The organism is Pseudomonas sp. PSPC3-2 (genome assembly GCF_049897085.1).
In the GTDB taxonomy this organism is placed as follows: domain Bacteria; phylum Pseudomonadota; class Gammaproteobacteria; order Pseudomonadales; family Pseudomonadaceae; genus Aquipseudomonas; species Aquipseudomonas paraveronii.
In genome coordinates this window covers 331,003-344,133 of record NZ_JAFCVO010000004.1, presented here as the reverse complement: position 1 = coordinate 344,133, position 13,131 = coordinate 331,003, and the positions used below count along the sequence as shown (strand labels likewise).

Sequence of the window (13,131 nt, the reverse complement as noted above, 5' to 3'; positions counted from 1 at the left end):
AATTTGACTACTCGAAAGAGCATCAGATTGCGGTGTGTGAAGACGAAACGAACCGAAAGTTCGAATCTCACAAAACACCGAAAGCTATCACATACCCAATTTGCTGAAGCGAGGCCAGCTGGCCACGACTCAGTACCCGAATTTCTTGACGACCATAGAGCATTGGAACCACCTGATCCCATCCCGAACTCAGCAGTGAAACGATGCATCGCCGATGGTAGTGTGGGGTTTCCCCATGTGAGAGTAGGTCATCGTCAAGATTAAATTCCAGAACCCCTGTTTGCTTACGCAGACAGGGGTTTTGTTTGTCCGCTCGAAAAGTGCGAAGAGGCTCATCGCGATAGTCTTCAGTGCTAAAGTCCACGCCTCGATTTTGCTTTTGCCAAGGAAGCCGTTATGCCGGATGCGACGCCTCTCAGCGCAGGATTCATGGTGGTTCACGGCAACCGCCTGGACGAATTGCGCAGCCTGGTGGTCAGTTGGATGCGCCGTTATCCCCTGGCCCCTCTGGAAAATGAAATCGCCCTGGTACAGAGCAACGGCATCGCCCAATGGCTCAAACTGGCCCTGGCCGAAGATCCGGAAGATGACGACATGGGCGGCTGCGGCATTGCTGCGGCGATCGACGTGCAACTGCCCGGTAGCTTCATGTGGCAGCTCTATCGCATGGTCCTGGGGCGCGACGAAATCCCGCCCAAGTCCCTGCTCGATAAAGCCCCGCTGACTTGGCGCCTGATGCGCCTGCTCCCCGAGCTGATCAATCAACCGTACTTCGAGCCGCTGCAGCGCTTCCTCACGGACGACAGCGACCTGCGCAAACGCTACCAGCTCGCCGAACGATTGGCAGACCTGTTCGACCAATATCAGGTCTATCGCGCCGACTGGCTGGAAGATTGGGCCGCTGGCCGCCATCAACTGCGTAACGGCCGAGGCGAATCCAAACCCCTCGACGCCGCGAACTGCTGGCAAGCCGAATTATGGCGTGCCCTGCTGCTGGATGTGGGGGAAGCGGGCATGGCGCAAAGCCGCGCCGGTGTGCATCAGCGCTTTATCGAACGGATCAACAGCCTTGAGCAAGCGCCGCCAGGGCTGCCTTCTCGAGTGATCGTTTTTGGCATTTCCTCATTGCCCGCGCAAGCACTCGAAGCGCTCGCCGGCCTGGCGCGCTTCAGTCAGGTCCTGCTCTGCGTGCACAACCCCTGTCGCCACCATTGGTCCGACATCGTGGCCGACAAAGATTTGCTGCGTAACGAATACAAACGCCAAGCACGCAAAGCCGGCATGCCGGTCACCATCGATCCGCAGACCCTGCACCAGCATGCGCATCCGTTGCTCGCCGCCTGGGGCAAACAGGGCCGTGACTACATTAGCCTGCTCGACAGCTACGACGATCCCAACAGCTACCGCGCTGCATTTCGCGACGGCCGCATCGACCTGTTCAGCGACAGCGAACCGACCACACTGCTCAACCAGCTCCAGGACGATATCCTCGAACTGCGCCCCCTCAACGAAACCCGTGACGTATGGCCCGCCGTCGATCTGCAGCGCGATACCTCCATCCGCTTTCACATCGCCCACAGCGCCCAACGCGAAGTGGAAATCCTCCACGACCAACTGCTCCAACGCTTCAGCGCCGACCCCGCGTTGCGTCCCCGCGACATCATCATCATGGTCCCCGACGTCGACAGCTACGCGCCGCACATTCGTGCAGTGTTCGGCCAGTTGGACCGCAGCGATCCACGCTTCATCCCCTTCACCCTCACCGACCAAGGCCAACGCGGCCGCGACCCGCTGCTGATCGCCGTCGAACACCTGCTCAAGCTCCCCGACAGCCGCTTTCCGGTCAGTGAAATTCTTGACCTGCTCGACGTCCCGGCTCTGCGCGAGCGCTTCGCCATCAAGGAACGCGACCTGCCCACGCTGCATCGTTGGATCGAAGGCGCCGGCATCCGCTGGGGCCTCAACGCCGAGCAGCGTGCCGGTCTTGGCCTGCCCCACGAACTCGAGCAAAACAGCTGGCGATTTGGTTTGCGGCGGATGCTGCTGGGTTATGCCGTGGGCACGGGTGTCGCCTGCGACGGTATCGAGCCCTACGACGAAATCGGTGGCCTCGACGCGGCCTTGATCGGTCCGCTGGTCGCGTTGCTCGACGCACTCAGCGACGCCCATCAAGCCTTGTCACAACCTGCGGTTCCGCAAGAATGGGGCGAGCGCCTGCAACGCTTGATGCAGCTGTTTTTCCTGCCCAGCAGCGAACACGATGACTACCTGTTGGGCCAGCTCGAACAGCTCAGGGAAACCTGGCTGGAAACCTGCGAGTCCGTCGGCCTGCAGGACGAGTTACCGCTCACCGTAGTCCGCGAGGCGTGGCTCGCCGGCCTTGACCAAGGGCGCCTGTCCCAGCGCTTTCTCGCCGGAGCTGTCAATTTTTGCACCCTGATGCCGATGCGCGCGATCCCGTTCAAGCTCGTCTGCCTGCTCGGCATGAATGACGGCGACTACCCCCGCGCACAACCCCCGCTGGATTTCGACCTGATGGGCAGCGACTACCGCCCCGGCGACCGCTCACGTCGCGAAGACGACCGCTACCTGCTGCTCGAAGCCCTGCTGTCAGCCCGCGACCAGCTCTACATCAGTTGGGTCGGCCGCAGCATTCGTGACAACAGCGAGCGCCCGGCATCGGTATTGATCGGCCAACTGCGCGACCATCTCGCCAGCGGCTGGCACCACGCCCAAAGCGACGCACCGCTGCTTGACGCAATGACCCAGGAACACCCGCTCCAGCCCTTCAGTGCGCGCTACTTCCACACCGGTGACCCGCTGTTCAGCTACGCCCGCGAATGGCAGTTGCTACACGAGGTGACCGATGCGCCGGCGGACAACACCGAACTCGCTGCCCATCAACAGGAAGAACCCCTGAGCCTCGGCCAGTTGCAGGACTTCCTGCGCAACCCGGTCAAACACTTCTTCAGCCAGCGTCTGAAAGTATTCTTCGAAGCCGCCGAAGTGCCGCTGGCCGATGAGGAACCCTTTGTCCTCGATGCCCTACAACGCTACAGCTTGAGCGACAGTTTGCTGAACGCTGCGCTGAGCCAGCCCGATCATATCGACCAGGCGCTCAGCGCCCAGGCCCGTCGCCTGCAAGGCAGTGGCCTGCTGCCCATGGTCGGTTTCGGCGAGTGCCTGCGCAACGAACTGATCGAGCCCTTGCCTGGCCTGCTGCAACGCTATCAACAACTGCTGGCCCTTTGGCCCACGCCACACACTGGGGCGGAACCGATCAGTTTCGAGCATCAAGGCATTCAGCTCGAAGGCTGGATCAGCGGCCTGCATCGGCGTAGTGACGGCGGGTTGTTGAGTGTCACCACGATCCCCAACAGCATCGGTTCGATCAAGACCCGCAAGTGGCATCGGCTGATTCGCCCTTGGGTCAACCACCTGGTCGCCTGCGCCTGCGGCCTGCCGTTGAGTACCGCGCTGGTGGCCAGTGACGACACCTTGCTGCTGGCCCCGTTGGAGCCCTCCAGCGCCCGGGACATCCTCGGCGACCTGCTGCTGGCCTGGCACATCGGCATGGCGAAACCGCTGCCCGTCGCGGTCAAAACCGCGTTCGCCTGGCTCGGTCAAACCGACCCGGCCAAAGCCGCGGCGGCCGCGAGTAAAGCCTACGAAGGTGATGGCATCAACACCGATGGCGAACGCCGCGAAACCCCCGCGCTCACCCGGCAATTCCCCGACTACGCGGCCCTGGTGGCCAGCGAAGAATTCGAAGGCTGGTGCGAAACCCTGTATCGCCCCCTGATCAACGCCCCCTGGCGATCACTCACTGGCGAGGAGGCCGGCGCATGAGCAGCAAACCCTTGGCCCTGGCCTTCCCGCTCAAAGGCAGCCAGCTGATTGAAGCCAGCGCCGGCACCGGCAAGACCTTCACCATTTCCGCCTTATACCTGCGCCTGGTACTCGGCCACGGCGGCGATGACGCTGGCTTCGGCCGCGAACTGCTTCCACCGCAAATCCTCGTGGTGACCTTTACCGACGCAGCGACCAAAGAGCTGCGCGAACGCATCCGCATCCGCCTGGCCGAAGCCGCGCGGTTCTTCCGCGATGAGATCCAACCGCCCGACGCCCTGATCGCCGAACTGCGCGATCAATACGCGCCCGAGCAATGGCCCGCCTGCGCCAACCGTCTGGATATCGCTGCGCAATGGATGGACGAAGCCGCCGTTTCGACCATCCACAGTTGGTGCCAGCGCATGCTGCGCGAACACGCCTTCGACAGCGGTAGTCTGTTCACCCAGACTCTGGAAACCGACCACAGCGACCTGCTCGGCGAAGTGCTGCGCGACTACTGGCGCCTGTTTTGCTATCCGATGCACGACGATGCGCTCAACTGGGTCCGCAACAACTGGGGTGGCCCGGCCGCGCTGATGCCTCGGGTGCGCGCGCTGTTTGGCAGCGAACGGCCCACCGGTGAAAGCCGCGAGCTGGCCGAGCTGATCAGCGCGTGCCTGCAGGAACGCCGCGACGCCCTGGTCGCCCTCAAAGCGCCGTGGCAGCAATGGGCCGGCGAGTTGCGCGACCTTTGCCTGCAAGCCGTCGCCGCCAAAGCCGTCGATGGGCGCAAGATGCAAGCGCGTTACTTCGAACCCTGGTTCGAAAAAATCAGCGCCTGGGCCGCTGACGAAGCCCTCGAACAGCTGGACATCGGCACCGGCTTCACCCGCCTGACCCCGGACGGCATGGCCGAAGCCTGGAAGGGCGAGCCGCCGCATCACCCGGGCATCGACGCCATGGCCAGCCTCAAGGCCAGCCTGGATGCGTTGCCAACCCCCGACGCCGCCGTGTTGCAACACGCCGCCGCGTGGGTCGGCAAACGCTTCGAAGATGAAAAACGCCGGCGCGCCGAAATGGGCTTCGACGACATGCTGATCCGCCTCAACGCCGCCCTGCAAACCGACGGCGGCGAGCGTCTGGCCAGTGTGATCCGCGAGCAGTTCCCGGTCGCCCTGATCGACGAATTCCAGGACACCGATCCGGTGCAGTACAGCATCTTCGACAGCATCTACCGCATCGAAGAAAACCACCTCGACAGCGGCCTGTTCCTGATCGGCGACCCCAAGCAAGCGATCTACGCCTTCCGCGGCGCCGACATCTACACCTACCTGCGCGCACGCCAATCCACCACCGGCCGCCACCACACCCTGGGCACCAACTTCCGCTCCAGCCACCCGATGGTCGAGGCGGTAAACCATGTGTTCCAGCGTGCGGAAACCGGCCGTGGCGCGTTTCTGTTCCGTAAGCCGAGTGGCGAAAACCCGGTGCCGTTCCAGCCGGTGCTGTCCCAAGGCCGCAAGGAGCAACTGCAGGTCGATGGTCAGACGCTACCCGCGCTGAACCTCTGGCACCTGCCCACCGATCAGCCGATGTCCAACGCGGTTTATCGTCAGCAACTGGCCGCTGCCTGCGCCACACAGATTGTCGAGTTGCTCAACGGAGGGCAGCAAGGCAGTGCGGGTTTCCTACAAGCAGACGGCAGCTTCAACGGCGTGTTGCCGTCGGACATCGCCATCCTCGTGCGCGACGGCAAAGAAGCCCAAGCCGTGCGCGGCGAGTTGGCCGCCCGTGGCGTGCGCAGCGTGTACCTGTCGGACAAGGACTCGGTGTTCGCCGCCCAGGAGGCGCACGACCTGCTGGCCTGGCTCAAGGCCTGCGCTGAGCCCGACGTCGAACGCCCGCTGCGCGCCGCGCTGGCCTGCGTCACCTTGAACCTGTCACTGCCCGAGCTTGAGCGTCTGAACCAGGACGAACTGGCGTGGGAAAGCCGGGTGATGCAGTTCCGCGGCTACCGTGCGATCTGGCGCAGCCAAGGCGTGCTGCCGATGCTGCGTCGCCTGCTGCACGACTTCAAACTGCCGCAAACCCTGATCGCCCGCAGCGATGGCGAGCGCGTGCTGACCAACCTGTTGCACCTCAGCGAACTGCTGCAACAGGCGGCCTCCGAACTGGACGGCGAACAAGCCTTGATCCGCCACCTGGCCGAACACCTCGCGCTGTCGGGGCAGGCCGGTGAAGAACAGATCCTGCGCCTGGAAAGCGACGAGCAACTGGTCAAGGTGGTGACCATCCACAAATCCAAGGGCCTGGAATACGACCTGGTGTTCCTGCCCTTCATCTGCTCGGCCAAACCGGTGGATGGCAGCCGCTTGCCGCTGCATTACCACGATGCCAACGGCAAGTCGCAGGTCAGCCTGCGCCCGACCACCGAGTTGATCGCCCAGGCCGATGACGAGCGCCTGGCGGAAGACCTGCGTCTGTTCTACGTCGCCCTGACCCGCGCCAAACACGCGTGCTGGCTGGGTATTGCCGACCTCAAGCGCGGCAATAACAACAGCTCCGTGCTGCACCTGTCGGCCCTGGGCTATTTGCTCGGCGCCGGTGCCGCGCTGGCTGAGTCCGCCGGCTTGGCGCGCTGGTTGCTGGATCTACAGGAAGGCTGTTGCGCCGTGCATTACGCGCCGGTGCCCGAATCACAAGCCAGCCTCTTCTACCCGCCGCGTAACGAAGCCACGTTGCTGGCGCCCCTGCTGCCCAAGCGCAAGGCTGCGGAAAACTGGTGGATCGCGTCCTACAGCGCTTTGCGCATCGGCGACAGCATGAGCGCCGCCAGCCTCGAAGCGCCGGAAAGCCCACAAGCCCAGAAGCTGTTCGACGACGAACGCCTCGACCCTGACGCACCGCGTGAAGTGGCGGCGTCGGGCAGTGATATTCACCGTTTCCCACGCGGTCCTAACCCCGGCACCTTCCTCCATGGACTCCTGGAATGGGCGGGCGAAGACGGTTTCGACGTGACCGCGCAGGCGATCGAAAAGGCCGTGGGCGCGCGCTGCAACCGCCGCAATTGGGAAGGCTGGATCATGACCCTCAGCGGTTGGCTCGGCCATCTGCTGCAAACGCCACTGCCGCTGGATAACGATCAGGTCACGCTCAGCGGCCTGCAGCACTACCAGATCGAAATGGAGTTCTGGTTCGCCAGCCATAAAGTCGACGTGCTCGCCCTCGACAAGCTGGTGTGCCAGTACACCCACAACGGCGTCTCCCGCGTCGCGGCAGAACCGGTGTTGCTCAACGGCATGTTCAAGGGCTTTATCGACCTGACCTTCGAACACGACGGCCGTTATTACGTGGCCGACTACAAATCCAACTGGCTCGGCCCCGATGATTCGGCCTACACCCAGCAAGCCATGGAACAGTCGATCCTTGAGCATCGGTACGACCTGCAATACGTGCTTTACCTGCTGGCCCTGCATCGCCAACTCAAGGCGCGCCTGGCGGATTACGACTACGACCGGCATGTCGGCGGCGCGCTCTATCTGTTCCTGCGCGGCACTCGGGCCGCCAGCCAGGGGGCGTACTTCACGCGGCCGCCACGCGCGCTGATCGAGAGCCTGGACCTGATGTTCCAAGGCCAATCGTTACCGCCCAAGGCTGAGCCCGCCTGGGAACAAGGAGTGTTGCTATGAGCCTGTCGCCGTTACCGCTGGAGGCGCTGATGCCCCTCAGCCGCGCCGCCGACCTGGTGCAACTGTTCGAGCGGTGGGTCGAGCGTGGCTGGCTGCGCGCGCTGGATAAGGCGTTCGTCGGCTTTCTGCACGAACTCGATCCACAGGCCGACCCCTTGGTGTTGCTGGCTGCGGCCCTGACCAGCCATCAACTGGGCCACGGTCATGTGTGCCTGGACCTGTTCGAAACCCTCAAGGCGCCGGATTTCGCCCTGTCGCTGCCGCCCGAAGGCGACCTGCAAACCGGCGCCATGCTGCTGCCGTCGCAACTGCTCGATGGCCTGGACGGCGGCCATTGGTGCCACGCCCTGGCCACCAGCCCGTTGGTCGCGTTGGCTGTCGACGGCAGCGAGGCCGCGCAAAGCCGCCCGTTGGTGCTGTCCGGCAAACGCCTGTACCTGCGCCGCTATTGGACCTACGAACGGCGCATCGACAGCGCCTTGCGCTTGCGCCTGGCCACAGAAGAAAACCTCGCCGCCGATCTGCCCCAGCGCCTGAATGGCCTGTTCGACCAACCGCCGCCGGATGGCGTGATCGACTGGCAGAAACTCGCCTGCGCCCTGGCCACGCGTGGTGCCTTCAGTATCGTCACCGGCGGCCCCGGCACCGGCAAGACCACCACCGTGGTGCGCCTGCTCGCCCTGTTGCAGGCGCCGGCCGTGGAAGCCGGCAGCCCGTTGCGCATTCGTCTGGCGGCGCCCACCGGTAAAGCCGCCGCACGGCTCACCGAATCCATCAGCCAGCAAGTGCTGTCGCTGAAAGTGCCTGACAGCGTGCGCGAAAAAATCCCGACCCAGGTCACCACCGTCCACCGCCTGTTGGGCAGCCGCCCGGGCACCCGCCATTTCCGTCACCACCTGGGCAATCCATTGCCGCTGGATGTGCTGGTGGTGGATGAAGCCTCGATGATCGACCTGGAAATGATGGCCAACCTGCTCGACGCCTTGCCGCCTCACGCACGCTTGGTGCTGCTGGGCGACAAGGACCAGCTCGCCTCGGTCGAGGCCGGCGCCGTACTTGGCGACCTGTGCCGCGACGCCGAGGCCGGCTGGTACAGCCCCGACACCCGCCAATGGCTACAAGCGGTCAGCGGCGAAGACCTCAGCAGCAGCGGCCTGCAGGAAGACCGCGACGGCAGCCACCCGCTGGCCCAGCAAGTGGTGATGCTGCGCTACTCGCGGCGCTTCGGCGAAGGCAGCGGCATCGGCCAACTGGCGCGCTGGGTCAACCAGCAAAACGCCGAAGAAGCGCGGCGGTTGCTGGCCGCCGGCAGCCACCGCGATTTGTTCTGCGTCAGCCTCAAGGGCGAACACGACCACGCACTGGAACGCCTGGTGCTGGATGGACCGGGCGACGGCGCCGAAGGCTATCGTGCTTACCTGAACCTGCTGCACGCTGCGCGTCCACCGGCCGACACCCCGCGTGACGACCCCGCCTGGACCCACTGGGCACAACAACTGCTGCAAGCCTTTGACGCCTTCCAACTGCTCTGCGCCGTGCGCAAGGGCCCTTGGGGCGTGGAAGGGCTGAACCTGCGCATCACCGCCGCCTTGCGCAAAGCGCGGCTGATCGACAGCGATGAGCAATGGTACGAAGGCCGCCCGGTGCTGATGACTCGCAACGATTACGGCCTGGGCCTGATGAACGGCGATATCGGCATCGCCCTGAAGCTGCCCGAAAGCGACGGCGGCTCCCACGTGTTGCGCGTGGCCTTCCCACGTAACGACGGCCAGGGCGGCGTGCGCTTTGTGCTGCCCAGCCGGCTCAACGACGTGGAAACCGTGTACGCCATGACCGTACACAAATCCCAGGGCTCCGAGTTCACCCACACCGCGTTGATCCTGCCGGATGCGTTGAACCCGGTGCTCACCAAAGAGCTGATCTACACCGGCATCACCCGCGCCAAGCGCTGGTTCAGCCTGATCGAGCCACGCGGCGGGGTATTTGAGGAAGCCGTGCGGCGCAAGGTCAAGCGCCTGAGCGGGTTGATGCTGGAGTTGGGCCATGAGCCAGGAAAAACGGACTGATCGGCCCTTAGGTATTTCTGATTCGAACGTCTGATTTTTCTGAAAAAATAGCGGGACCCTTCGAGGCGTTGCCTCGTGGGGCTTTTCGCCGCTGTGCTATCGTTGCGGCATCACCCCTCGCTAACATCTAAGAGAGTCGCTGCATGAACGTGGCTGTCTCGCCCACAGGGTATCGCTTGAGCTGGAGACGCGTGTTACTGATGGCAGTACTCTGGCTGCTCGCGGTGCGTGCTTTTGCCGAGACGGCCAGCCCCGTCGGCATGGCCGATTCCCGTGCCCAGGCGGTGACCCAGGTGGTGCTGGGCATCCTCAGTTATGCGCGCTGGCCAGTGGAACCGACGCAATTGCGCCTGTGCATCGTCGGGCCGACCCAGTACACCGACGATTTGGTCAAAGGCACCACCCAGGCCACTGGTCGCCCGGTGGTGGTGCAGCGCCTGCTGGCCGACAACCCCGATATCGTCAATGCCTGCGACGCCGTGTACATCGGCGAACTCAGTGTCGATGAGCGCAGCCGTTTGTTTGCTTCATTGATGGGCCACCCGGTGCTGAGCATCAGCGAAGGCGGCGGCCAATGCACCGTCGGCAGCCTGTTTTGCCTGCGCGTGGGCGATGAGCAGGTGTCGTTCGAGGTCAACCTCGACTCCGTGGCCCGCAGCGGCGTGCGCATTCACCCCAGCGTGTTGCAGCTGTCGCGCCGTCGAGCGCCGACGCCATGAGCAACGAAAACGTGCGACCGACGCTGCGCTCGGTCATCGGTCGCGGGCACTTGATCCTGGCGCTGGTGGCGGTGACGCTGGCCAGTGTGTCCCTGACCCTGCTCGGGGTGCTGGCGTTGCGCGTCTACGCGGAGCACAACCTGGACCTGATCGCGCGTTCCATCAATTACACCGTGGAAGCGGCGGTGGTGTTCAACGACCGTGCGGCGGCCACCGAGGCTCTTAGCCTGATCGCCGCCACCGAAGAAGTGGCCGAGGCCCAAGTCTTCGATGCCAACGGCCAGCTGTTGGCGCAGTGGCTACGGCCGGAAACCGGGATGCTGTCCCGGGTCGAACTGCAATTGGCCCACTCCCTGCTCGAACAGCCGATCAGCCAGCCGATCGTTCACCAGGGGCGCACCATCGGCAGCATTCACCTGACGGGTCACGGCGCCAGTCTGTTGCGCTTTTTGCTCAGCGGCCTGGCCGGGATTCTGATCTGCACCGCCCTCAGCGCCTGGGTCGGCCTGTATTTGGCGCGGCGCCTGTTGCGCGGGATTACCGGGCCGTTGCATAGCCTCGCGACGGTGGCCCATGCCGCGCGCGTCGAACGCGACTTTGACCGCCGCGTGCCACCGGCACAAATCGCCGAACTCGACAGCCTGGGCAACGACTTCAATGCCCTGCTGGAAGAAATGCAAGCCTGGCAAAACCACCTGCAAAGCGAAAACGAAAGCCTTACCCACCAGGCCAACCACGACAGCCTGACCGGCCTGCCCAACCGCGCGTTCTTCGAAGGCCGTTTGATCCGTGCCCTGCGCTGCGCCGCCAAGGCCAACGAGCGGGTGGCGGTGCTGTTCCTCGACAGTGACCGCTTCAAAGACATCAACGACAACTACGGTCACGCCGCCGGCGACGCAGTGCTGGTGGCCGTTGCCACCCGCGTGCGTGCGCAATTGCGCGAAGATGACCTGGTGGCACGCCTGGGCGGCGACGAGTTCGCCATCCTGCTGTCGCCGCTGCACAAGGTTGAAGATGCCCAGCGCATCGCCGACAAAATCATTGCCAGCATGGACGTGCCGATCCCGGTGCCGGGCAACACCGAAGTGTTAACCTCCCTGAGCATCGGCATCGCCATCTACCCCGATCATGGCGCCACCCCCGGCGCCCTGCTCAACGCCGCCGATGCGGCGATGTACCAGGCCAAACGGTTGTCACTGGGCGGCCAGCAAACGGCGGAGACGGAGCTCCCTGTCGTCAACGTTCACCACAGGAGTTGATCCCTTGTTCTTGACCGCACGCGTTGTGTTTATCACCTTATTCGTGGCCCTGTTGGCCCTGAGCGGCTGCCAGACCGCGCCCCCCAAAGGCCTGAGCCCGGCGCAAGTCGCGGTCCTCAAGCAACAAGGCTTCGAACCGACCGACGACGGCTGGGCGTTCGGCCTGTCGGGCAAAGTACTGTTCGGCAGCGACGTAGAAAGCCTCAACGCCCCCAGCACGGAAATCGTCGAGCGCATCGGCAAGGCGTTGCTGGGCGTGGGCATCGACCGCGTGCGCATTGACGGCCACACCGACACCTCGGGCAAAGAAAGCTATAACCAGCAACTGTCCCTGCGCCGCGCCAAAAGCGTCGCCACGGTGCTGACCCACGTGGGGATGAAAGAACAAAACATCCAACTGCGCGGCCTGGGCAGCAGCCAGCCGGTGACCGCCAACGACACCGCCGCAGGGCGCACCGAGAATCGGCGAGTGTCGATTGTGGTGAGTGCCGACTAAGCGACTTCACCCGTTCCAATATATGAAATGCAATCAAATGTGGGAGGGGGCTTGCCCCCGATGGCGGTGTGTCATCCAGTAGATGTGTTGGCTGTCACACTGCTATCGGGAGCAAGCCCCCTCCCACATTTGTACCGTGTTCGCTTAACCGCTCGGCGTCAGCGCCTGCGTCAAGTCATCCACCACCGCCTTGCCCATCTCACACAGATAATGCGCCGCCCAGGCGTATTGCTCGCCGCGCACATCCATGGCGGCTTCCATCGCGAGTTTCTTGGCGTAGTAAAGCAGGGTAGAGGCGTGCTCCAGCGCTTCGCCGAGCGGCATGCCCGCGTTGACGCGGAACAGTGGCTTTTCGTTTTCGCCGTAGTCGCCGAAGGTGACGACGCCGAGGGTGGTGAAGGACGAAAGCGGTGGATCGGGGACGATTTTGGTCATGATCTATACCTGGGAGTTTTAGGAACCACCCGTTCATGTCGCTAAACATGAAAGGGTGGCAGCTGTACGCAGGTTAGCGAACCGGACCCAGGACCCGGCAGACCCGAAGATCTCCCACGCACAGCCGCCATAACACGAGAACGAAGAGCACGAAGCTCCTGCCGTTGGGGGCTGTGTCCGGGTTCGGGTCGCTAAACCCGTTCGCTGATTTCAGCGAAGTACGGAGGCTAGTGACTCGAACCCTAAGGCGCAATAGGCTGGAGATTCTCTAGGAATCGTCCTGCAATTTAAAGCGAATCGTCGTTGCTGGCCCTTTAATCCGCAAACCGCATCTCCCGCGTCTCCCCCATCAACAACCCCCGATTCTGCTCCGTCACCTCGCGTATGTAATCCCACAACAACGTAATCCGCTTCAACTTCCGCAAATCCTCGCGGCAATACATCCAAAACTGCAAGGCATGCAGGTTTTTCCCAATGATTAAAGGGTTAAACCATTATGAGTCAGCTTACAGAACGTCTTACTGTTACAAGTCCTGGGCCAAACCCTACAGGTCCCTTGAGGCCAGCTACGAGGCTCGCCAAGCCCTACCACTTCAGACGCAACGGTATTTACTACATGCGTCTCAGGGCGACAGG

7 protein-coding genes, 1 rRNA gene and 1 pseudogene are annotated in these 13,131 nt (G+C 63.3%); 7 read left to right on the top strand and 2 right to left on the bottom strand.

What is annotated here, in order from left to right; all coding sequences use genetic code 11:
- Positions 1 to 144: 144 nt before the first annotated feature.
- The 7 genes from rrf to ACP7CJ_RS10110 all read left to right on the top strand — a co-directional run bounded on the left by rrf (position 145) and on the right by ACP7CJ_RS10110 (position 12,060).
- A 5S ribosomal RNA gene (gene rrf / locus ACP7CJ_RS10140) occupies positions 145 to 260 on the top strand.
- Positions 261 to 396: 136 nt separating this feature from the next.
- Entirely contained in the window at positions 397 to 3,849 is a 3,453-nt protein-coding gene (recC, locus tag ACP7CJ_RS10135) for an exodeoxyribonuclease V subunit gamma (RefSeq protein WP_426100272.1), read from the top strand.
- Positions 3,846 to 7,520 (top strand): exodeoxyribonuclease V subunit beta, encoded by a 3,675-nt coding sequence (recB, locus tag ACP7CJ_RS10130; protein WP_426100270.1) that lies wholly within the window; start codon positions 3,846 to 3,848, stop codon positions 7,518 to 7,520. The genes recC and recB overlap by 4 nt, the downstream gene beginning before the upstream one ends.
- Complete coding sequence (gene recD / locus ACP7CJ_RS10125; RefSeq protein ID WP_426100268.1) at positions 7,517 to 9,586, top strand: exodeoxyribonuclease V subunit alpha; 2,070 nt, start codon at positions 7,517 to 7,519, stop codon at positions 9,584 to 9,586. Before recB ends, recD begins: the two co-directional genes overlap by 4 nt.
- Positions 9,587 to 9,729: 143 nt before the next feature.
- Positions 9,730 to 10,305: a YfiR family protein gene (locus ACP7CJ_RS10120; RefSeq protein ID WP_247404246.1), complete on the top strand. Its 576-nt coding sequence runs from the start codon at positions 9,730 to 9,732 to the stop codon at positions 10,303 to 10,305.
- The gene (locus tag ACP7CJ_RS10115; RefSeq protein WP_247404242.1) at positions 10,302 to 11,564 is read left to right on the top strand and encodes a diguanylate cyclase domain-containing protein; all 1,263 of its coding nucleotides are present in this window, start codon (positions 10,302 to 10,304) and stop codon (positions 11,562 to 11,564) included. The genes ACP7CJ_RS10120 and ACP7CJ_RS10115 overlap by 4 nt, the downstream gene beginning before the upstream one ends.
- Positions 11,565 to 11,568: 4 nt before the next feature.
- The gene (locus ACP7CJ_RS10110) at positions 11,569 to 12,060 is read left to right on the top strand and encodes an OmpA family protein (protein ID WP_247404240.1); all 492 of its coding nucleotides are present in this window, start codon (positions 11,569 to 11,571) and stop codon (positions 12,058 to 12,060) included.
- Positions 12,061 to 12,204: 144 nt separating this feature from the next.
- On the opposite strand, the gene ACP7CJ_RS10105 is transcribed toward ACP7CJ_RS10110, so the two are convergent.
- Both ACP7CJ_RS10105 and ACP7CJ_RS10100 read right to left on the bottom strand, forming a co-directional pair.
- A complete protein-coding gene (locus tag ACP7CJ_RS10105; RefSeq protein ID WP_247404237.1) occupies positions 12,205 to 12,495 on the bottom strand; it encodes a DUF3077 domain-containing protein in 291 nt (96 codons plus the stop codon).
- A 314-nt stretch (positions 12,496 to 12,809) separates the two neighbouring features.
- Positions 12,810 to 12,947 (bottom strand): annotated as a pseudogene (locus ACP7CJ_RS10100) (LysR family transcriptional regulator); the annotation flags it as partial.
- Positions 12,948 to 13,131: the final 184 nt, after the last annotated feature.